This is a genomic window from Photobacterium sp. TLY01 (assembly GCF_021432065.1).
Taxonomy (GTDB): Bacteria; Pseudomonadota; Gammaproteobacteria; order Enterobacterales; family Vibrionaceae; genus Photobacterium; species Photobacterium halotolerans_A.
In genome coordinates this window covers 133,027-155,440 of sequence record NZ_CP090365.1, presented here as the reverse complement: position 1 = coordinate 155,440, position 22,414 = coordinate 133,027, and the positions used below count along the sequence as shown (strand labels likewise).

Genomic DNA, 22,414 nt, shown 5'->3' with positions numbered 1-22,414 from the left:
CTTAAGTTATTTCTGATTGAAAAAGTTATATGACAGAGTTATACGACATGGTGTCGTTGAATAAAATGTTAGACATCAAAAGGAGCGAGGATGAAGTTTGAATTTGGAGATCTATATAAATTTATAGTATCTCTGGGTGTAGTATTGATAACCCTATCTATTTTGGCTCCTTGGATGTTTCTTAGGGAGCCTTTCGATCTATTCCGACCAGAATCAGAGATAAACGCACTGTCAGATGTGGCCAAGGCAGTGGTAATTAAAAGGCAGTACGCAGTTTCGTTTATCGTCAGCTTTATTCCATGGTTCTCCTCTATCGGTTCTGCTGTAGGAATGATATTCATTTTCCTTGGTCTGAAAAACTGGCGGAAAAACCAGCTTCATCTTGACGAGCAAACAATGCTCGATGTCGAAATCAAGAAGCAATCACTTCGCGACGCAACCAAAGATGAAATAGAAGAGAAAGAAACGTCAGAGTACGAGAGTCTTCAGGTTGCAGAGTCTGGAAATTCGGATTCCTACATTGTTAATTCGTTTAGATCGCAATACTCAAAAGTGGAAGAGCTTGTCTACGGCAAGTTATCAAAGGTGTATGGGAATAAGTTTGACGTCAGTCACAACAAAATGGTGGCTAACGTTGAATTGGATATATTACTTCGTGGTAAGGCCATTTTAACCAAAGACTATATAGTTGAAGTTAAATATATAAGAAAGGGGTTTAACTTCGGCTGGCTTCGCGAAGTATATTTGAAGAACATATATGCGAAGAGTGTATATTATCAGGTGACAAATAGATTACCCAATACACTTCTCCTGATCGTTATTGATTCGGAGGCTTACAATGAAGAAAAGTACAATCAGTTAATAAATCGACTGTCTGGAGAGTCAGAAGGTCGAAAAGGAAAAGATCTAGTTTGCATTATTACAAAACAGGAGCTTATGAGCATTGATGATCAAGCTCTTCAAGAAAAGCTGGCAATCCATGCCTAACAAACGCAAGCACGCGGAACAATTTTCCGCTACGCTCCAAATTGTCCGGTGTTGCGGGCGTTAGCATTCAAAGAGTATATTTTCGACTATGGAATTAATTAAAAACAATAGATTCTCAGTGTCTTTTTCTTTCTTAATGATACTTATAGCGGTTATTTCTTTAATTGCTGACTTTATAACTTCAAATCCAAATTTTTGGTTTCAACGTTCAGGTGCATTAATTGTTCTAGCGGGTGCTGAATTACAATACTCATCAATACTGAGTAACTGGGCTAAAGCTAAAAGCAGAGAAAAAGAAATGTTAGAGCTTGAAGCTAAAATAGCCCAAGGTAACGGCATTAGCATGTCTGGCATATATCAAGAGCTTGCTAAAACTCGTAACTTCTCTATTGAAATTCATGAACTTATTACACAAAAGAGTCAAAAACAAAGTGTAGCTATATTTTTCATTGTTTTAGGTACAGTTATTTGGGGCTATGGCGACATGCCGTTCAAGTAACATTGAATGCTAACAAGTTGCTTAAATGGACAAAAAACAGTTGGCTTTTGCTCGTTCCTCGCTAATTTTAGCCAGCTATTTTATTGCCGCTTAGCAAAGCTACATGGACTCCCCCGGTTGTCAACAACAGCGTCAGGTAATGCAAGGTTTGGGACTGCCGCTCTACATTCGGTCTGTTAACTGGCATTCATGCCATGACCCTGATGACACTACGCGGTTGCGGTTCCTCATTCGTTAGACGGCATCGAAAGTGCCCGCCGCGCTATCAGGTTTTCCCGCAAAAGGACTGAACCTTACATCATCATTGGTGATTGCAATGACCCGGTGAAGCAAATGACTCAGTTGAAAAAATGTTCCGTTTTAAATCGTTTGGTACTCAATATTATTTCTCAGTCACGACCAGATGATCCAAGCTTCGCCATACATTGTGCCAGCAAAGAGTAACTGGCGCGCGTCAGACAATGATGAGAGAAGCACTGAACTCAAGCGCGACATATGATCAGCAAGAATTGATGTCCTTTTAAAGTGGTCCGTGAATCAACACCTTGCCTTGATGATCTTCACCGTGGACACTGACGCTATGTTTGGCTAAATCAATGCCATAAATAGAATGTGACATGGTGGCCTCCGGTAATTTCGTAGTCAGACTTACCTAGTGTGGCAGAGCCTGATGAGGGGGAGTCCATGTCATTCGTTAAGCGGATTAGGAGAGCGCCATGTCGCTTGTAATTCACCATCTCGCCCCCGACGACATCGGCTTGATGGAAAGTATGTTGGTAATGTTCGGTGAAGCCTTCGGCGATATGGATACTTACACCGGGAATCGCCCACGCGCGAGCTACCTGGGCCGACTGTTGGGCGGTGACTCTTTCATCGCACTGGCAGCTTTGAAGGGCGGGAAGGTGGTAGGTGGTATTGCCGCATATGAGTTAAGAAAATTTGAGCAAGAGCGCAGCGAAGTCTATATCTATGACTTAGCTGTACTAGAAGGCCATCGACGAGAGGGTATCGCGACAGAACTAATCTCAAACCTAAAAGGGGTCGCGGCAAAACGTGGCGCCTATGTGATCTTCGTTCAGGCCGATCAGGGCATCGAAGATGAACCCGCGATCGCGCTTTATACGAAGCTCGGAGTGCGTGAAAATATCCTCCATTTTGACATCGCAGTCGAAGAAGCGCATAACAAAGCCAAGCACGGCGACCGCTAAAGCGGCGCGTGTTGGCAACGTTAACGTTTTAATCCGAAACTGACGAGTTAGAGTTAAGGCTTTAACTCGGAAATGTCCAAAAACGATTGATTCGTTTGAACGCTCCCAATCCCACGACATCCCCCCCCGATCTGTTACCTTTCTTCAGAAGTTGACTGAAAGATTGTGATGACGTTTTTTTCCGTGCAAGGATCTCGCATATCGTCGTGGTGATCCGGGCGGTCGAGTCCCATATCAACACAGAAAACGCTGTGCGTCTGGCGCATTGTCTCGCTAAAGGCGAAGTGGACAGTGCCTTTTATGCATCCTCGGCAATCTTGTGATTCACATGCGTTATGTTATGACAATTTTTTTAGGTCGATCAGCAGTACTCACATGGTTCACATTCACTTATTACGGCAACATTTTGATGGATTCAGGCAAGGTATCCAGCGGTGCTTCTGGGTGTTTGCGCTTTTGGTCGCGCCAACAGTACAGGCGCACCCTCATTCTTTTGCGGATATGAAGACGCACATCCAGGGAAAGGATGGCGTGATCACCGGCTTTAAAATGGAATGGACGTTTGATGCGATGACGTCCGCTTATATGCTGGACGGTGAGGATACTTCCCCTGAAAACGAGCAGAACACCTTCCGGAAGATGGCGGCATCCATGCTGGAAAATATTCAGGGTGAACAGTATTTCACTAATTTTTATGACGGTGATCAGCCGCTTCACTACAAACCGGCGCATAGCGGGCAACTGACGCGTGACCGGGCAAAACTGGTGCTTAGTTTCGTGCTTCCCCTGTCCAGTCCTCAGCGAATGACACCCGATACATTGCGACTGTTAGTGTTTGAGCCGAGTTTTTATCTCGGGATGACATGGAATAGTGCAGAGGATGTTGTGTTGTCCGATGCGCTTGCCCGTGATTGCCGGGTTGAACTTATTGAGCCGAATCCGACGCCGGAGCAGGTGAGCTATGCCATGTCTCTGCCAGCCGATGCGAATCCGGATAACACGTTGGGGCAGTTGTTTACGCAAACCGTGCAAATGCATTGTGAGCACACTGCAGCCGGAAAATGAATCGATTCATCAAGCAGCCGGATACAGAGCAAGGTGAAATCCTTGAGTCAGTTGAAGAGATAAAGTAAATGGCACAAAGCAAAATAGACCCGCGTCGTTGGTATGTCAGCGCAACGTTTGTATGCGTCATGGCTCTTATCTTTTATCAGTTGTGGTCTGTGTGGCCAACCCTGGTGGTGGAAAGCATTCAGTGGCAGCGGGAAGTCAACGCCCAGCTGGCTGACTTGTTATACGATGCGAAATCTAACCCGTTGATCGCCGGCGGATCGCTGGCAGGGTTCAGTTTTCTTTACGGCATGTTGCATTCGCTGGGTCCGGGACATGGCAAAGTGATTGTGACAACCTACCTTGCGACACATCCGACAAAGGTGAAAGCCAGTTTGATGCTGACTGCCATTTCAGCATTTTTTCAGGCCCTGGTCGCAGTCGCTCTGGTGAGTGTGCTGGTTTGGGGCTTTCAGGCGTCGATGCGCGTTGTGAATGAGCAGGCTACCGTTTTCGTGTCGTTGAGCTTTACGTTGGTTGCGGTACTGGGCGGCTTGATCTGCTGGAAAGCAATCAGGCAAATTTATCATTCAGTACGTGGTGCTCAGCGTCACGCTTCATCCTTGTCCTCTGTGTCATCTGCGTTCTCTGTGGTGCGTTCAGCCACGCCGCACCAGTCCGCATTCACATCAGCGATTCACCGCCCGGTGATTCTTGCCACTGCGCCAAGACAAGCAGCACACGGTCATGATCACCATGCGGACTGCGGATGCGGACACTCCCATGTCGCAGATGCGGAAGCGATCAACCGGGCCTCAACCTGGAGGGAGTATGTCGGGATTGTGGCATCCATTGGGATCCGGCCGTGTACGGGAGCTGTGATGGTGCTGTTGTTTGCCAACCTTGCCGGGCTTTACTGGATAGGGATTGTCAGTGCCATCGTGATGGCCGCAGGGACTGCATTCACAACGTCTGTGATTGCAATCATGACACTAGCAGGGAAACAATTGGTGCAGCGCTATCTGATGACAGACAACAGTCACAGCAAGGCAGGCTGGCAACTAACCGGTTATTATCTTCAGTTACTTGGCGGCGTGTTGCTGATGGCGATCGGCGCATTGCTCATGAACGGGCAGGATACCGGTCTGTCTCCGATGTTTTCGGTGTGAGTGCAATTGGCCCCGCGGCAAGAGGAATCACTCGGCTGCCGTGAAAATATCAACCAGCGTCTGATGCAGAAACAGGTGTAAAGGGTTTGAACGATTGACGAGTTGGGTGTAGCTGGACAGCCTGACCTGAAAACGGGATGCGTCTGGTGTCGGGATACGCTTTAAACCGTCCGGCAGATTTTTCAGCGTGGTGAGAATCGCCACACGCTCATTCTTCATAAACTGATAAGCAAGCTGCGGGCTATCGAGTTGATATTCAAAATCAAAGTGATGCCCCAAAGCCACGAATTTTTCATAATACGGCGATTTGTAATCATTCCAGCCACTGCTTCGCAGCATGATAAACGGCCAGTTTCGAACCTCATCGAAATCTGCCGTGCGATGACACTGCGCGATCGCCACGATAAATTCATCCCCGGTGATCTGCCGCTGATAAATCTCACCCGAAACCTCAGCATTCCAGTAATGCACGCCCAGTGTAATTTCACCCTGAGCCATGGCGGTAAGCGTGGTCGGATTCCAGCTTGAGAGCACGACCTTACTGTTCGGCAAAGCGCGTTTGAGGCTTTGATAAATTTGCTGGCCATATTTATCCAGCGTGATCATCGGTAAGGCGATCGTCAGGGTATCGTGACAGTGTGCCGGATCAAACGACTTCTTCCGGAGGGTTGTCTGAAGGGCAGACAGTGACGATTGCAGCTGTGGTAAAAGCTGCTGCGTATAGGGGGTTGGCTCCAGTCCACTCGGCGTCCGTTCAAACAGCATTTCGTCTAACTGTTCACTCAGGCGGGAAAGTTGCTTGCTGACGGCGCTTTCAGAAATCCCCAGCCGGACGGATGCCAGCTTCAGGTTCTTCACTTGGCAAACCAGAACCAGAGTTCTTAACAAGTTTAAATCCACATGACTTTCCATTCAGTCAATTACGCCTTTCCGACAGTTCAACGAAGAGCCGATAGACTAAACAGACATCATAAGAGCGTCAACAGAACCTCGGCTGAATCCGTGATTTCCTGGCGGTATTGAATCGGGAAATACGGATGTCCGACCTATTTGAAGCAAGACGATTGAAGCGCTGCTGGAAATAAGGAAAGAAAAATGAAGTTGAAAAACTCAGTTGTTTATTTGTCGATTGCATTGATATCGCAATCCGTCATGGCCTCCATGGAAATTACGCCGGACAGTAAGCCTGCCAGCACTTATACCATTGAAAAAAATGAAGCACTCAGGAATTACCTGAATTTTGAGAATCGCGATGATTTTAGTGCAGCAAGCAGAGGCTTTATTGCCACCTGGCCGGAGAAAACGATTCGCGACAAAGCAGGCAATGTCGTCTGGGATTTTAATGCCTATCAGTTTGTGAATGCGCAGAAGCAGATCGACACGATCAATCCATCTTTGCACCGCATGGCTCAGCTGAATAATAAAGCGGGCTTATTTCAGGTGAGCGACGGTGTATATCAGATACGCGGATTTGATTTGTCTGTGATGTCTTTTATCCGGGGTGAAAAAGGCTGGATCGTGATCGATCCACTGATCTCTGAAGAAACGGCAAGAGCGGGTTTGGAACTACTGAATCAACATGTTGAAAAATTGCCGGTCACAGCCGTTGTGATCACGCACTCTCACATTGATCATTTTGGTGGTATCTGGGGGGTTACGACCAAAGAAGCTTACGAGGCCGGTCAGGTTGAGGTCGTTGCACCGGAAGGTTTCTATGAGCACGCCATTTCAGAAAACGTGCTTGCGGGGAATCTGATGTCGCGCCGTGCAAGTTTCATGTACGGTAACCTCGCTGCGCCAGGACCGCGGGGTCTGGTGGATGCCGGTTTAGGCAAGACGACGTCGACCGGCGTTCCGGGAATTGTTGAGCCGACCTTGCTGATTCACAAAACCGGTGAAAAGCACACCATTGACGGCATCGAGTTTGATTTCCAGATGGCGAGCGGCTCAGAAGCCCCGGCAGAGTTTATGGCGTATATGCCGAAATACAAAACCCTGCTGGCGGCCGAGGTGATGACACATACCATCCATAATATTTCGACTCTGCGTGGTGCGCAGACCCGGGACGCCAGCAAGTGGGCGGCCTACATTGATGAAACCATCCAGCTGTATGGTGAAAAAGCCGACACCATGATTGCATCGCATCACTGGCCAACCTGGGGTAAAGCGAAGATCAAAGATCAGCTGGAGAAAACCCGTGACATGTATCAGTACGTCCATGATCAGACGCTGCGTCTGGCGAATATGGGCTACACACCCAATGAGATTTCAGCCAGCATTCAGCTGCCAGAGTCGCTTGATAAAGAATGGTACAACCGTGGCTACTACGGCACGGTATCGCATAATGCCCGCGCAACGTACGACTTCTATTTTGGTGCCTGGTGGGATGGCAACCCGGCCAATCTGAATCCGCTGCCGCCGGAAGAAGCCGGCGCGAAATATGTCGAAGCCATGGGCGGGGCTGATCAGGTCATTCAGATTGCGCAAAAAGCGGTGGATCGCGGTGAATATCGCTGGGCGGTGACTTTGCTCAATCACGTGGTCTTTTCGGACCCGTCGAATACCCAAGCCCGGTATCTGGAAGCCGATGCGATGGAGCAGCTGGGATATCAGTCTGAGTCTGGTCCGTGGCGCAATAACTACCTGATTGGTGCAAAAGAGTTACGGGAAGGATTTAAACCTGCACCGACGCCAGATACCACGGCTATCGCCAAGAACATGCCGGTAAGCTCTGTGCTGGAGTCCCTGACCGTTCGGGTGAACCCGGAAAAAGCCGCGGGTAAAACTATCGCAGTGAACTTAAAGGTTGCGGATGATCAGAATACGCAGTCGGGTGAATACGCGATGTTGCTGTCGAACTCAGTGTTGAAAACATATCCGGATCGCCAACTGGATCATGCCGATTTAACGCTCACGTTCAGTCAGTCTGATCTGGCCGACTTGCTTACCCGGAAAGCCTCACTTGACGATCTGGTCAAAGCCGGAAAATTCAAGGTGTCAAACCGCGAGACCCTGAATGAGCTGATGGGCGTTTTCGATACTTTCGCCAATGATTTCGGGATAGTCACACCGTAAATGCAACCGTTTGATTCAAATTGAAGAAGCCCCCGAATGGTTCGGGGGCTTTTTGCTGACTCTGTCTGTCTCGTCCTGAAATGGTATTCAAAAAACTGACAATATCATTCCCGTCAGATATAACCCCACACCGAATGAGGTATGAGCCAGCAGGCTGCGTAATCGGGCGGTATTGGGCTGAGGGGTTTTTGATGCTGCGACGCCTGCTCCCATGCCTGGTTGCATCAGGAAAAACGGTGCAACCACAGTCAGCACACCCACAATTAACGCGGGCAGTAAGGTCGGAGAGGCCGCCCATTCTAATCCCCAGCCCCACAGCAGTACGGCAGCAAAGCAAATACCTATCGCATAGTGAGCGGTCCAGCCCAGCAAAGTTTCGCCGGCAACGGGCTGAGCTTGACCGATATTGGCATGGGTGAATTGCCCTTTAGGAAAGTGACCGATCCAACGACCAACCATGGCATAGTTCAGAGAAGGGATCTTGAAACAGACTTTCAGGAACAGTGCCCACAGATCCATGACCAGGGTGGCACCGACACCCAGAGCAATGGCGCGTAGTATGAAATCAGGTTCCATCTTGGTTCTCTCCTTTTTTTGCGCGGACAATCATGCGGTTAACTATAACAATGTCAGCAAATGAGACGGCTGCGGTATCAATCCACTGATAATGCTATATAATTCAATAAATCGATTGAATGATGGGGCAGTTAATCTTCTATGTCAACAATAAACAATCAGTATCATATTTATTCGGAGTTGGCTGATCTTGCCCGACCTTTAGGAAACGCCCACCGCTTGATACTGCTGGAGCATATCGCCCAAGGGGAAAAGTCTGTTGAAAAGCTGGCAGAACTGGCGGTTCTGACAGTGGCCAATACGTCCCAACACTTGCAGCAGCTCAAGCGAAATGGCTATGTCCAGACCCGCCGCGAAGGCAAGCATGTGTTTTATCGTCTTGCAGACGCACCTGTTGTTGAGCTCTTGATGGCATTGCGTCAGTTTGCCGAGTTCAACCATTCTGAGATCCGAAAGCTGGTAAAAGGCACTTTGCATCATCAGCAGGATGTGGAAGCCATTTCGCGGGAGGAACTACTGGTCCGGATGCAGGAAAACAGTGTGACCTTACTGGATGTACGCCCGGAAGAAGAATTCGAGCAAGGGCATTTGCCCGGTGCGATCAATATTCCCCTCGGCGAGCTGGAAGCGCGATTGTCAGAACTGCCGAAAGAGCAGGAGATTGTCGCTTATTGCCGTGGCCCTTATTGCTCTTTATCGATTACAGCGGTGAATGCGCTGAAAGAAAAAGGCTTATCTGCCCGCCGTTTAAACGATGGTGTGCCCGAATGGAAAGCGGCTGGCTATAAAATCGACGCTCTCTGAGTAAGTTCAGCGTTTTTGCGAGGGTTCCTCACAGATTGCTATCTGTGAGGAACCTTTCTTTCTGGCGCTCGGATCAGGCATTTTTAATATCTGTCTAACGTTGACATAGAGGTGATTCGTATCCTATGCTAATCAACATTCAATAATTCAATTGAATGTTATTCTTAAATTCAAACAATGTTAGTTGGCTACTTATAAAAAGGATTCCGGGATGACTCTCGAGGAACAACAGGATGAACCGGTGACACAGGGTACTCAGGTGTCGCCGGCATCTAAACTTGCTTTCCCCCTGCTCGCTGTGGTGCAGGCGACACTGATTTTCACCATCGTGATGATTGGCATTCCGCTGCCGGATATTGGACGAGAATTCGGCCTGCAGGCTTCAGATTTGCTTCTGGTCAGCACGGCATATGGGCTGCCTTTCAGCGGATTGTTGTTATTCGGCGGCCGGTTGACAGACAGATTTGGCGGATTGAAATTATTCACACTAGGCCTGTGTGTTTTTGGACTGGCTTCTGCGATTGCGGCTTTTTCAACCCACTTCAACATGATGGTTGCGATGCGCTTTTTGCAGGGAGTGGGCGCCGCTTTGACAGCACCCGCCGCTGTGGCTGTGTTGCGTACACTGTTTCCGGACCCGAGCGCTTTCATGAGAGCCATGGCAACCTGGGGAGGAGTGTCCGTGCTGGGTGGTGGCGTGGGCTTTCTGGCCTCTGGCGTGGTAACGACTTGGGTTTCCTGGCGTTGGATGTTTGTTGTGCCTGTGTTGATCGCCGTGATCGGATTAATGGCCGTGAAATGGGTCTTACCGAAAGAAGAGCACGCCCAGGCGGTCAGCCATAAGATTGGACTGGATCCATTCGGTGCCTTGCTGGCTACACTGGGTATTTCTATTGGTAGCTATGGGCTGATCGCCAGCGGCGAACTGGGTTGGTCAACCCCTGTTGTTCTCGTTCCTGTACTGGTGGGTCTCTGCCTCATCGTCCTGTTTCTGGCGGTTGAACGACGTGTCAGTGATCCGTTGCTGCCAAAAGGGTTTATCGGAGAGCCGAATCGTATCGTGGGACTGGTGGGAATTCTTCTGGCTGCCGCCAGTATGGGGCTGGTCACTTTTCTGTTGTCCTTGTTTCTCCAGATCCAACAAGGCTGGACGCCGCTTGAAACAGCAGGTGCCTTTGTGCCCTACACCTTAACCTTACTGATCATGAATCAGGCGGCAAGTCGCATTGTCGGGTGGTTGGGGCCGTTGAAAGTAACAATCAGTGGGTTAGTGGTTGGCGCTGTCGGGTTAAGTCTGCTCGCGGGCATTCATCAGGAGGTCGCCTATGTGTCAGGACTACTGCCGGGCATTGTTATTCTGACGTTGGGGACGTCGCTGATGTTTTCGGGGTCCGCTGTGCTGTCCACCATGAATGTCCCTCAGCATCAGGCCGGTCTGGCAGGGGGTGTGATGAATACTTCCATGGAATTAGGTCCCACATTCGGGCTGGCTTCTTTGATGGCCATTACGGGCATTGCCTCTGATGTGGTCGGTGGATATAGCCTGGCGTTTGCCACAGCTGCAGGTGTTTATGTGGCGGCAGCTTTGCTGGCCTGGTTGATCACCAGGCATCGATATCAAGCAACGGCACGCACAGCGAGTGAGCAATCAGGATAAATGTGACAATGAGCAACAATTTGCTTATAGAGCGACATCTTGAGTTGCTGTAAATATTGTCTTTGATCATATATGCCTAAGGTGAATACAAAACAATCAATTGATCGCTTGACCGAATAATATATCGCCTTCTAGTTTGTAATCTGTCTACTTGTTGCATAGTAACGAGTAGGCAGGTTTTTGCGTTTTAGATAATAACAATTTTATTAAATGCAAATGATTGAAAGACAAACTAAGGACACATGACCCATTATGAACTGTGATCAAGTTGGCAAACTAATCATTGAAAAACAGATAGTTAAGTTAAACGGCCGCCTGACGTTCGAACACGGAGGAGAGGTGTTACACCAAACAGGCCAGGACGAAGCATCGCTTGATGCCCTGTATCGTGGCCAGTTGCCTTTGCATCAGCCACTGGCCGAGCAAATGACGGCTGTATCTGAACCCCATGAACAGCCATTAACGGATATTCAGTATGCGTATTTGATTGGGCGAAACACGGGTCTGGAACTCGGCGGATTATCCAGCAGTTACTATCTGGAACTGGATGTCGACGCACTGGATGAAGCGCGTTTCAAATATGCGGTAAATCAGACCATTGGCAGGCATGCCATGCTCAGGGCTGTGGCTGTTGCTGGCGGCAAACAAAAAATTGTGCCGGCTTGCAGTTTGTATTGCATGAAATCAAAAGATATTCGTGCCTGGGAAGCTTCAGATCAGGACACCTATCTCACCACATTGCGCCAAAGCATGGAAAAGCAACGGCTGACGCTAGACGAAGCGCCATCATTTGAAATGCGAATCACCCGGTTAGCGGATAACACATGGCGGCTGCACTGCCATTTCGATCTCATGTTTCTTGATGTGATCAGTGTCAGGTTAGTGCTGAAAGATATCTGGCGTGAATATCAACTGAAGGGAGATACCACACCGGTGAAGTTACCGGATTTCCTGGATTATGTCGCCGCAGAGCGCATACTTCAGGGGGAGGCACAGGGCCAGAACGACCAGCAATACTGGCTTGAACGTATTCATCATCTTCCCCCAGCACCTGAACTGCCACTCAATATTTCCCCGCAACAAATTGAACACCCCAATATTCAACGCCTTTCCAGACTGTTACCGACGCAGACCTTAGTGTCATTCAAACAAGCGGCTGATAAGCATGGCCTGACAGCGGAAGCTTTGCTGCTGGGGTGTTATTCCGAGGTTATCCGTCAGTGGTCAAAACGGCAGGATTTCACCCTGACACTGACCCAAATGGGGCGCAGGCCTTACGAAGAGGGAATTGATCAGACGGTAGGAAATTTTCTTCAGCCTCAGCTGTTACCAGTCTCTTGTGTTGCGGAAAGTACTTTCTCAGAGCGGATGTTAGAAGTGCAAACCTTGCTTTATCAGGGAAAGTTGCATGCTTCATTTAATGGTATTCAGGTGTTGCGCGAGCTGACCAGTCGTAAACAGGAAAACCGCGCGATCTCAATGCCTGTGGTGTTCAGTAATACATTGACGCCTGAGTTAGCAGAGTGGGTGCCCGACTGGCGCGGACCCGGCAGCAGGGAGGTGTATGCCAGCAATCAAACCCCACAGATCTGGCTGGAAAACCAGATCACCCTTGAACAGCAAGGGCTGGGCATTCATTTTAATTATGTGGATGGCTTATTCCCGGCCAATCTGGCACAAGACATGATGGACGCTTATCTGGATTTGCTGAATCAGGTGATTTCAGATGAAGCGCTCTCAGAGCAAACCATCTGGCAGAAAACCGGTGCTGTGGTGAGCATACCTGAGTCAGATAAGGCAGAGCGGCGTGCGGCGAATGATACATTTGTCGATATCCGCCCCAGATTGCTGCATGACAGCTTGCTGGATGCGGCGAAAAATCGTCCGGATGCGGTTGCCATAGAACAGGGGGATAAACGCCTCACTTATGGTGAACTGGTCGCAAAATCTACCCATCTGGCGGCGAAACTAAGGGAATCTGCGCATATTGAAGCCGGAGATATCATTGCGGTGTCTTTGCCGCAAGGACCGGAGTTGATTCTTGGTATTTTAGGGATTTTGCAGTCAGGCGGCGCCTATGTCTCGATCGATCCCGCGTTACCGCAGCAAAGACGATTGCAATTGTTGCACCGCTGTCAGGCCAAAGCGGTCGTGACCACCACAGAGATTTACACCAATCCTGAAGAGTATCAGCCTTTTTTAAGAGTAGATCTGGATATCCTGCCGGATGACGCGCCTTTAGAGACTGTGTCACCTATTCAGAGCGCTGATGATCTGGCCTATGTGATTTTCACTTCCGGTTCAACCGGCGAGCCAAAAGGCGTCATGATCAGTCACAGCAATGCCGTCAATACCCTTGATGACATCAATCGCCGCTTTCGGGTGACAGCCGACGATGCCGTCCTGTCTATTGCGCCGGCAGGGTTTGATTTATCGGTTTATGACTACTTCGGGGTGTTGGGGGCAGGCGGCCGTTTGGTGTTCCTGGCCGCAGATGCCCAAAACGATCCCAAAATCTGGTGTGAGACGCTGATTCATCACGGCATCACCATCTGGAATAGCGTGCCTGCCCCGGTCAAAGTCATGGTGGATCGGGCCAGTGATCTGCTCGCCAGCAGCAAATTGAGACTGATTTTAATGAGCGGCGACTGGATTCCGGTGGATTTGCCGGATGCGATCCGCAACGCACTGCCGGATGCTCAGGTCATCAGTCTGGGCGGTGCCACGGAAGGCTCCATCTGGTCTATCTGCTATCCCATTGCGCATGTGGAAAAAGACTGGGTCAGCATTCCTTATGGGAAACCTCTGGCGAACCAGCGCTTTCATGTGCTGAACGAGTGGCTGGAAGACTGTCCCAAATGGGGGATCGGTGAGCTGTATATGTAGTGGTTTAATGAACCCGGACACCATTTAAGGTGGTAAAGTAGCCACCAAAGAAAGAGGTGTTCAATGACCAAAAAACGACGCTCATTTAGTCCTGAGTTCAAACGTGATACTGCAAGTTTGGTACTCGACCAGAATTATTCAATTCCTGAGGCATGCCGCTCCGTTGACGTCGGAGAGACGGCACTTAGACGTTGGGTTGATCAGCTCAGAGCTGAGCGCGGTGGCCAAACACCAACATCGAAAGCACTCACGTCAGAACAGCAAAAAATTCAGGAGCTTGAAGCACGAATTAATCGCTTAGAGCGGGAAAAAGCGATTCTAAAAAAGGCCACAGCTCTCTTAATGTCGGACGAACTCGAACGTACACGCTGATAGACCAGTTGAGGGAGCATGAATCGGTTCACTTGGTCTGTTCAGTATTCGATATTTCTTCATCCAGTTATTACGACTACAAGCAACGACAACAACGCGTTGATGTTGAACGCATGGAACTTCGTAGCGAAGTCAATCGACTCTTTACACTCAGCCGAGGTGCTGCCGGTAGTCGTACGATCACCTGGATGATGCGTGAACGCCGTTATTCCATCGGTCGTTTCAAAGTCAGAGCGCTGATGAAAGAAGCGCAACTTATCAGTAAGCAGCCAGGTCCACATGTTTACAGGAATGCGACCGTTGAGCGGCTTGATGTTCCGAACCGTCTCAACCGAGAATTTCATGCGTGTGGACCTAATCAGGCTTGGTGTGGTGATATCACTTACATCTGGGCTGGTAATCGGTGGTGCTATCTGGCTGCTGTGATTGACCTGTTCCGTCGTCGTGTTGTCGGTTGGGCGATGTCAGATAAACCAGATGCTTCATTAGCCGCAAAGGCTCTGACCATGGCCTATGAGCAAAGAGGCCGGCCACAAGATGTACTGTTTCATTCAGATCAAGGCTGTCAGTACACCAGTCGTCTGTTTCGCCAACATCTATGGCGTTATCGCATGACTCAAAGTATGAGTCGTCGTGGTAATTGTTGGGACAACGCACCCATGGAGCGGTTGTTTAGAAGTCTGAAATCGGAGTGGATACCAGCAACAGGCTATACATCGTTGACAGACTCAACCAAAGATATCAGTCGTTATCTGATGGACTACTACAACTGGGAAAGGCCACACAGCTACAATGATGGTATTCCGCCTGCAAAGGCAGAATACCAACCTAATTTACTGTCCGGAATTAGTTGACCACTACAATATCGCGGGTGAAGGGGTTGCTCAAGGTTACTGGGCCGATCCGGAAAAAACGGCGCAGCGATTTTTCACTCACCCGAAAACCGGTGAACGTCTGTATAAGACTGGGGATTTAGGGCGGTATATCCAAAATGGCTTGATAGAAATTCTGGGCAGGGAAGATAACCAGGTCAAAATCAATGGCTACCGTGTGGAGTTGGGTGAAGTGGAATTTGCTTTGCTGAGTCTGCAAGCCGTGAATCATGTTGTGATAGATGCGCCGGTTCACCCTAAATCGGGACAAAGGCAACTGGTGGCCTATCTGGTACTGCACGAGAACGCTGATTGTGATCATGAAACCCTGAAACAGCGCTGCCGGGAGCAGGCACAAAGCACTTTGCCACCTTATATGGTGCCCACTTACTTCGTTATTTTGCCTTACATGCCACTTACCGCAAACGGCAAGATCGATCGAAAAGCATTACCGGCACCCTGGCCGGAAGAGCAGACGCAAACAGCAGAGACCAAACCTGTTTCTGCTACGGAAAGCCGGTTACTCAATCTCTGGCGGGAGCTGTTACAACACGATGATCTGGATGTGAATGCCGGGTTCTTTGATGTTGGCGGCGACTCGCTGATTGCTGTGGCACTGCTGAGCACACTGCGTGAAGAATTCAAGGTCACGGCTGTTCAGGAGCAGGATCTGATCGAAGGTCTCTTCATGAATACCAGCATCCGTCAGTTTGCCCAGATCATTGAATCGATGAAACAACTGGATGGAGTCAGTCTGGGATGAGTGCGCTAGCCGAAGAACCACTGGCTCAGAGCCAGTTTGATTTCATCATTGTCGGTGGCGGGTCTGCGGGCTGTGTGCTCGCGGCCCGCCTGTCGGAAGACAGTCACATACGGGTGTTGTTGCTCGAAGCCGGGCCCGAGTCAGATGCCCACCTTGCTGACAGTCCGCTTGCTGATGCATCCCGTTTGGTACTGGAAGGTTATAACTGGTCGTATCAGGCGCAGTTAAGAGGCAGCCTTAGCCCGGCCAGTGATCAGGTTCGTCAGTTGTTTGCGGATCAACCGAAGGATAAACATCCGCCTCCCTTTGATTACCGAGTGGGGAAAGTGCTGGGCGGCTCATCCGCCGTGAATGGCGCCGTTGCACTGCGGACTTTTCCCCGGGACTTTGCGCGTTGGGCTGAGATGGGGTGTCCGCAGTGGTCGTGGCAACACGTCCTGCCCTGGTATCGCCGTCTGGAAACCGATACGGATTTTCCGGGCGATGACTTGCACGGCGATCAGGGGCCTATGGTGTTGCGTCGTCCTGATGCTGACAGTCTGCATCCGTTAGATCAGGCTTTCTCTGCCGCCTGCCAGAAACAAGGGATTCCATATACCGAAGATCTGAATGCCGGAGAAGCACCCGGTGTCGGCCCTGTACCTTCCAATGTCAAACAGCACGCCCGGCGTCTGGATGTCTATCAGGCGTATCTGGCACCGGTTCAGGACAGGCCGAACTTAACGGTACTGACTGACGTTCTTGTCTCCGCCATCACATTCAGCGGGACGACGGTCTCAGGCATTGAAGCCATTTATCAGGGGCGCTTTCATCGCTTTGAAGCCGGTGAAGTGGTCCTGGCGGCAGGCGCCATCGGCACCCCGGCTTTGTTACAGCGCTCCGGGATTGGCGATCCGGCGCATTTGCAGTCTCTGGATATTCCTGTACGGGTCGACCGGCCTGCCGTTGGCCGCAATCTGCAGGATCATGCCTCGCTGGTGATCTGGGCGCTTCCCAAAGCCGGTGTCTGTCGTCGCGGCTTGCCGTGGCGTCAGATTGCAGCCCGAATTTGCAGTGGTGCAGGCAAGGAAACCGATGTCCAGATTGGCCTGCTCAATAATGTCGAAAGTCATACCGTGCCCAAATTCAGGCACAGGCTTGAGTATCCCATGATCGTTGGCGCTTCTGCCATGCTGATGCAGCCTGCTGCGCGGGGTCAGGTTTTTATCACCAGTCGCGAGGCCGAAGTGCTGCCATCCATACAGCTTCCCTTACGTGAAAACGAGCAGGACGTTCACCGCATGGTCGGGGCGGTACGGCAAATGTGGCGCGCACTGCATGACCCGGCGGTTGCCTGCTTTCTGGATGGGATTCAGTTCTGGTCTGAGGCCATGATCAACAGTGATCGGGTGATGTACAGCGCGGTCAAAAACATGCTCAACCCGGGCTGGCATGCATCCGGAACCGTCCGGATGGGGCCTGAACACAACCCGGATTGCGCGGCAGATCAGAACGGCAGGGTGTACGGTGTCACCGGCCTGACCGTTGCCGATGCTTCGCTGTTTCCTGTGATCCCCTCCATGCCGACCAATTTAACCACCATCATGCTGGCAGAGCGTATCTCGCACGCATTGAGAACAGGAGGTCTGGATGTCAGCGAATAAAAATCTGGTTGTGTATGCCTTCCCGCATGCCGGCGCCAGTGCCAATGTCTATCGACCTTTCTGCAAGCTTCATCAGGACAAGGGGACGGCACTTTTACATCCGGTTGAAATGCCCGGACGTGGTGTGCTGGGCCGTGAACCTGAGGTGACCTGCCTGCATACGCTGGCTGAGAAACTGGCAGATACCCTCTGTAGCGATTTTCGGCAAAAGCAGCTGCAGGGAATTCAGCGTTGGGCGACATTTGGTCACAGCTTTGGCGGTGTGCTCAGTGTGGCAGTCACAGACGTCATGCATAAAAAATATGGGATCAAACCTGCGTACAGCATGGTTTCGGGATCCGTTCCGCCCTGTGAGCAAGATATTGATGATTTGCACTTGTGGTCGGACGAATCCCTGCTGCAAAAAATGCGTGAGGATCAGGGAACACCCAATACGGTGCTGAATGAACCGGCGCTTGCCAGGCGCTATGTGGCTCAGTTACGCAGTGATTTTCTGGTGCGCAGCCAGTTTCCTTCACTCAGGGATCTGCGCGTTTTGCAGCCCCTGCTGCTGGTGGCCGCATCGGACGATCCGCATGTCACTGAGGAACAGCTTCAGCAATGGCGGCGGCACACAGTGGATCGGATAAGCATGATCCGGGTGAATGGCGATCATTTTGCGGTTTACCGGCACTGGTCTGTGATTCAGCAGGCAATGGATAGCGAAGCCTCGTTCAGGCTTGCGGAGACAAACAAAATGGACAGTTGGAGTGTGTTTCAGTGAATACAACCACAGATGAGATAAAGGAGTTCCGGCTGTCTTGCCGGGAATGTTTTGACCATTACGCGAAGCCCCATCTTGAAAAATGGGAGGAGCAAGGTCTGGTGGATCGTGATTTCTGGCAGACCATGGGAGCGCATGGCTTGCTGGGGATGGGCGTCAGCCAGGAGCTGGGCGGACAAGATAAATCGGATTACCGCTTTGCGCTGGCGCTCACGGAAGAAATGCTGGCCGTGGGTATGACAGCGCCAATCGTGATTTCCCACAACGATGTCATTGCCAGTTATCTCAACCAGTTTGCTTCCGAAGCGCAGAAACAGCGCTGGTTACCGGACTTGTGCAGTGGCCGGCGAATAGCCGCTATTGCCATCACTGAACCAGGCGGTGGCTCAGATTCGGCCGGGATGAGCACGCAAGCGACAGCAGACGGCGAAAACTATGTGCTCAATGGCCGGAAAGCATTTATCACCAATGGGGTGAATGCGGATCTGTTTATCGTCGCGGTGAAGACTGACGCCGGGCCACGGGGGCAGGGAATCAGCCTGATAGTGGTGGAAAAAGGCATGGCTGGCTTTTCTCAGGGCGAAGCGCTGAAAAAACTGGGATGGCATGCCAGCGATACGGCGAATTTAACGTTTGACCAGTGTGTTGTGCCCAAAAGTAACCTGCTTGGGCGTGAAAATCTTGGCAGCTATTACTTTATGACAGGGATGACACGCGAACGCTTAAGTATCAGTACCGTGGCTGTGGTGAGCGCTGAAATCATGATGGCAGAGACGCTGGCTTACGTGAAACAGCGTAAGGCGTTTGGTCAGCCGATCGGGGCGTTTCAGTACAACCGCTTTTTGCTGGCGCAACTGGACACCCAGATCAAAGTGACCCGCAGTTATCTCAATGACGCCATTGAGCGCTTTAATGCCGGCTCACTCAGCCTGGAAGATGCGGCGCGGCTGAAATGGTGGGCAACAGAAGTACAGAACAAAGTGGCGGATGAATGTCTGCAACTGCATGGTGGCAGTGCTTATATGAGCGATTCGTCGATCGGCAAATTGTGGGTCAACAGCCGGGTTCAGAAAATTTATGGCGGCACCAGTGAAATCATGCTGGAAGTCGTCAGTAAATCCATGGGGCTTTAGAGAGGAAATGATGGATATCGTCAAAAACAAAACGGAAACGGAAACATCAAACAGCGTCTGGCGTGTTGAATCCGCGAATCTGGCGGAGTGGCAAGCGGTGATTGCGTGGGCAAAAGATGAAGGCTGGGACATGGGCATCGGTGATGCGAATGCCTTTTTTGAGGTGGATGATCAAGGCTTCTTTATCGGTTATCTGGGTAAAGAGCCTGTTGCTGCGATGTCAGTCGTGAATTATTCGTCCCGCTTTAGTTTCCTCGGGCATTACTTGGTTTCCCCGGCGTACCGTGGACAAGGCTATGGCCTGAAGTTATGTCAAAGTGCGTTCTACCACGGTGGGGAACGTTGCATGGGACTGGATGGCATGCCGGCCCAGGTTGATAACTATGCAAAATGGGGGTTTGCCGGGGACAGATATAATCTGCGCATGGTGGGCCAGGTACAACAGGATTACCACTGCCCCGATCATATTGCGTTGGTACAGGCTGCGGATATCGACGCTCTCATCGCATACGATCAAAGCTGTACGGGTATCGACCGCAGTGCCTTACTGAAACACTGGTTTATCGGGGAAACACGTTACGGCTTCATTTGCCGGAGTGGTCAGGAAGTGACTGGCATTATCGGCGTTCGTCAGTCGCAAGAGGGTTACCGGGTTGGTCCGTTGTTCGCCAGTTCCCCAGACCTGGTGGAACCTCTGTTTATCGCGGCATTATCCGCTGTGCCACAGGGGGGGAAAGTCACCTTGGATGTCCCTGAAAAGACAGATCGCACTTTGATCAGTCTGGCCGAAACCCATGGATTTGAATCCATCTTCCAGACACTTCGCATGTATCGCGGTGAACCACCGAAAGAGCAGGAACACAAGGTTTGGTGCATTGCGTCATTGGAGCTTGGCTAATCATGAGTGAAAACACGATGACAGAAACGATGACAGAAACCATGACTGAGAACGTCGAGAAAGTTGAAAAAGGCCAGGCGACGAGTCCATCAACACCCACATTACTGGAGTGGATGGGGGGACGCGATGCGATCCGCCATTTGCTGCAGGTATTTTACGCCAAAGTCGAAAAAGATGACTTACTTCAGCCTCTTTTTCAGCATATGCCGCCAGATCACCATGTCCATGTGGCGATGTGGTTTGAAGAGGTCTTCGGTGGTGAGCCTCTGTATACCAATGACAGAGGCGGATTCAAAAATATGATCCGTAAGCACAGAGGACGTTCGATTCAGGCGGAGCAGCGAGAACGCTGGGTCTCTTTGATGATGCAAAGTGCCGATGAAATTGAATTACCCAGCGACCCGGAATTTCGTTCCGCGTTTACGGCATACATAGAGTGGGGATCGCGCAGAGCCATGGCCAATTCACAACCGGATGCTAAGCCTTCCAAGCGGGATACTGTGCCCAGATGGGGCTGGGGAGAAGCGCCTCCGGGAACACTTTAGGAGACAAACCATGTTGGTGGCTGTCAGTGATTTGCATGTCTCTCACCCGGAAAACCGACGGGCAGTTGAGGCAATGTGTACGCAATACCACAGTGATTGGCTGATTCTGGGCGGTGATGTGGCTGATGATCTGAACGATTTCGAGTGGGTTATCCGAACAGTGGCTGCGCAGTTTTACCGGGTCATCTGGGTACCCGGTAATCATGAGCTCTGGTGTACGCCCAAAGAGCCAATGGCATTGCCGGGTGAGATGCGGTATCGACAGCTTATCGAAATTTGCCACCAATATGGCGTCCTGACCCCGGAGGATGAATATCCGGTGTATACCGCTGAAAACGGGCAATCATTTTTGCTTGCCCCGCTTTTTACACTGTATGACTACTCGTTTCGACACCCTTCTGATTTCACAGCGCAACAGGGGTTGGAAAGAGCAAGACGGGCCGGTGCGGTGTGCTCAGACGAGTTTTTTCTGAAAACGTATCCCTATCCGGATATCCGAAGCTGGTGTAGTGAACGTGTTCAGTACACGGAAGCCCGGCTGAATGCCGTCTCAGCACAGCTTCCTATGATATTGATTAACCATTTTCCCATGCTGCAGACCCTGACTGAATCGGTGCAACCGCAGGAGTTTTCAATCTGGTGTGGTACACGGCAGGTTGAGACCTGGTTCAGCCGTTTTCCGGTTTGTCTGGTTGTGTACGGACATCTTCACAGGCATGGGCACAGTGTATTAGACGGAATACCGCACGTTGAAGTGTCTTTGGGCTACCCAAAAGACAGGCAAGGCCGCGATGCGTACTGCATGTTGACGGTGCTCGATACGCTTTTGATGTAGCGTTCCGGCTCAGGTCGTGTCGGCTGGTTCATGGCGCTGTGCCAGGGGAAAATTTAGTGACTGATAAGGAAATTCAATATGGAAAAGGTTCTTCTGCAACAAACGGTTCAACCAAAGATACTGATCGGCGCATCAGGTTCTGTGGATATCATGCTGCTGCCAAAATATTTACAGGCAATAAAAGGGGGGATCAACTGTGAGCTGACCGTTCTGATGACGCCGACGGCAGAAACATTCATACCGGCATCCAGTATGGCACTGTATTGTGACCGGGTGATTGAGGGTGAGCAGCCCCGGGACTGGCCGACAGATAAACCGTCCCGGATCGTTGCCGATCATGATGTGTTGTTTGTGATGCCGGCGACAGCAAACACCCTCGCGACTGCAGCACAGGGTGGTGCGACCAACCGGCTCACCACTGTAATTCTGACGGCAGATTTCCCAGTGTACTTTTTGCCTGTGATGGGCGCTGTAATGTGGAAAAAGCCAGCGGTGCAGCGTAATGTTCAGCAACTGCGTGAAGACGGTTATGACGTCGTTGAACCAGTCTGGCATGAGAATTTTGATGCGTCGCTCAATCGGATGGTTGGCCATCCCTCGTTACCGGCCCCTGAAGTGGTCATAGACCTGATCCAGGCGGCGCTGAAAAAATAGCAGGGAGCAAACTGTGCGGACCAAG

General features: G+C 50.5%; 20 protein-coding genes. 18 read left to right on the top strand and 2 right to left on the bottom strand.

The genetic code is table 11. The features are described from left to right. Positions 1-90: 90 nt before the first annotated feature. From LN341_RS16325 to LN341_RS16305, 5 genes are all read left to right on the top strand, one after another. On the top strand, positions 91-987 hold the full coding sequence (locus tag LN341_RS16325; RefSeq protein ID WP_234206031.1) for a hypothetical protein: 897 nt from the start codon (positions 91-93) through the stop codon (positions 985-987). An 88-nt stretch (positions 988-1,075) separates the two neighbouring features. Further along, positions 1,076-1,486 (top strand): hypothetical protein, encoded by a 411-nt coding sequence (locus LN341_RS16320; protein ID WP_234206029.1) that lies wholly within the window; start codon positions 1,076-1,078, stop codon positions 1,484-1,486. A 716-nt stretch (positions 1,487-2,202) separates the two neighbouring features. Then, a complete protein-coding gene (locus LN341_RS16315; RefSeq protein WP_234206027.1) occupies positions 2,203-2,694 on the top strand; it encodes an AAC(3)-I family aminoglycoside N-acetyltransferase in 492 nt (163 codons plus the stop codon). Between the two features lie 375 nt (positions 2,695-3,069). Beyond that, positions 3,070-3,759: a DUF1007 family protein gene (locus LN341_RS16310; RefSeq protein WP_255783145.1), complete on the top strand. Its 690-nt coding sequence runs from the start codon at positions 3,070-3,072 to the stop codon at positions 3,757-3,759. Positions 3,760-3,887: 128 nt separating this feature from the next. Then, a complete protein-coding gene (locus LN341_RS16305) occupies positions 3,888-4,913 on the top strand; it encodes a nickel/cobalt transporter (protein ID WP_370643798.1) in 1,026 nt (341 codons plus the stop codon). Between the two features lie 27 nt (positions 4,914-4,940). Here LN341_RS16305 and LN341_RS16300 read toward each other — a convergent pair whose 3' ends face one another. Beyond that, on the bottom strand, positions 4,941-5,813 hold the full coding sequence (locus LN341_RS16300) for a LysR family transcriptional regulator (protein ID WP_234206023.1): 873 nt from the start codon (positions 5,811-5,813) through the stop codon (positions 4,941-4,943). Between the two features lie 195 nt (positions 5,814-6,008). Here LN341_RS16300 and LN341_RS16295 point away from each other — a divergent pair, with 195 nt between their 5' ends. Then, positions 6,009-7,988 carry an alkyl/aryl-sulfatase gene (locus tag LN341_RS16295; RefSeq protein ID WP_234206022.1) on the top strand — a complete coding sequence of 660 codons (1,980 nt, stop codon included), beginning with the start codon at positions 6,009-6,011 and terminating at the stop codon, positions 7,986-7,988. A gap of 87 nt (positions 7,989-8,075) precedes the next feature. On the opposite strand, the gene LN341_RS16290 is transcribed toward LN341_RS16295, so the two are convergent. After that, positions 8,076-8,564 carry a DUF2938 domain-containing protein gene (locus LN341_RS16290; RefSeq protein WP_234206018.1) on the bottom strand — a complete coding sequence of 163 codons (489 nt, stop codon included), beginning with the start codon at positions 8,562-8,564 and terminating at the stop codon, positions 8,076-8,078. Positions 8,565-8,705: 141 nt separating this feature from the next. Between LN341_RS16290 and LN341_RS16285 the strand changes: the two genes are divergently transcribed. The 12 genes from LN341_RS16285 to LN341_RS16230 all read left to right on the top strand — a co-directional run bounded on the left by LN341_RS16285 (position 8,706) and on the right by LN341_RS16230 (position 22,389). After that, positions 8,706-9,368, top strand: coding sequence for a metalloregulator ArsR/SmtB family transcription factor (locus tag LN341_RS16285; protein ID WP_234206016.1), 663 nt, complete (start codon positions 8,706-8,708; stop codon positions 9,366-9,368). A gap of 211 nt (positions 9,369-9,579) precedes the next feature. After that, the gene (locus LN341_RS16280) at positions 9,580-11,025 is read left to right on the top strand and encodes an MFS transporter (RefSeq protein ID WP_234206014.1); all 1,446 of its coding nucleotides are present in this window, start codon (positions 9,580-9,582) and stop codon (positions 11,023-11,025) included. A gap of 339 nt (positions 11,026-11,364) precedes the next feature. Continuing rightward, positions 11,365-13,911 carry an AMP-binding protein gene (locus tag LN341_RS16275; protein WP_234206012.1) on the top strand — a complete coding sequence of 849 codons (2,547 nt, stop codon included), beginning with the start codon at positions 11,365-11,367 and terminating at the stop codon, positions 13,909-13,911. Positions 13,912-13,974: 63 nt separating this feature from the next. After that, positions 13,975-15,137 (top strand): IS3 family transposase gene (locus tag LN341_RS16270; protein ID WP_234203679.1). Its coding sequence is split into 2 segments (ribosomal slippage): positions 13,975-14,230 and positions 14,230-15,137, totalling 1,164 coding nucleotides; the frame shifts between segments, so codons are not numbered across the junction. Beyond that, entirely contained in the window at positions 15,076-15,918 is an 843-nt protein-coding gene (locus tag LN341_RS16265; RefSeq protein WP_234206010.1) for a phosphopantetheine-binding protein, read from the top strand. The genes LN341_RS16270 and LN341_RS16265 overlap by 62 nt, the downstream gene beginning before the upstream one ends. Further along, complete coding sequence (locus LN341_RS16260) at positions 15,915-17,561, top strand: GMC family oxidoreductase (protein ID WP_234206008.1); 1,647 nt, start codon at positions 15,915-15,917, stop codon at positions 17,559-17,561. Before LN341_RS16265 ends, LN341_RS16260 begins: the two co-directional genes overlap by 4 nt. Beyond that, entirely contained in the window at positions 17,548-18,324 is a 777-nt protein-coding gene (locus LN341_RS16255; protein ID WP_234206006.1) for a thioesterase II family protein, read from the top strand. Before LN341_RS16260 ends, LN341_RS16255 begins: the two co-directional genes overlap by 14 nt. Then, entirely contained in the window at positions 18,321-19,457 is a 1,137-nt protein-coding gene (locus LN341_RS16250; RefSeq protein WP_234206004.1) for an acyl-CoA dehydrogenase family protein, read from the top strand. The genes LN341_RS16255 and LN341_RS16250 overlap by 4 nt, the downstream gene beginning before the upstream one ends. Before the next feature lie 7 nt (positions 19,458-19,464). After that, a complete protein-coding gene (locus tag LN341_RS16245) occupies positions 19,465-20,355 on the top strand; it encodes a GNAT family N-acetyltransferase (RefSeq protein ID WP_234206002.1) in 891 nt (296 codons plus the stop codon). Positions 20,356-20,357: 2 nt separating this feature from the next. Beyond that, on the top strand, positions 20,358-20,900 hold the full coding sequence (locus LN341_RS16240; RefSeq protein WP_234206000.1) for a group II truncated hemoglobin: 543 nt from the start codon (positions 20,358-20,360) through the stop codon (positions 20,898-20,900). Between the two features lie 10 nt (positions 20,901-20,910). Beyond that, complete coding sequence (locus LN341_RS16235; protein WP_234205998.1) at positions 20,911-21,735, top strand: metallophosphoesterase; 825 nt, start codon at positions 20,911-20,913, stop codon at positions 21,733-21,735. Between the two features lie 78 nt (positions 21,736-21,813). Further along, on the top strand, positions 21,814-22,389 hold the full coding sequence (locus LN341_RS16230) for a flavoprotein (RefSeq protein WP_234205996.1): 576 nt from the start codon (positions 21,814-21,816) through the stop codon (positions 22,387-22,389). Positions 22,390-22,414 lie beyond the last annotated feature (25 nt).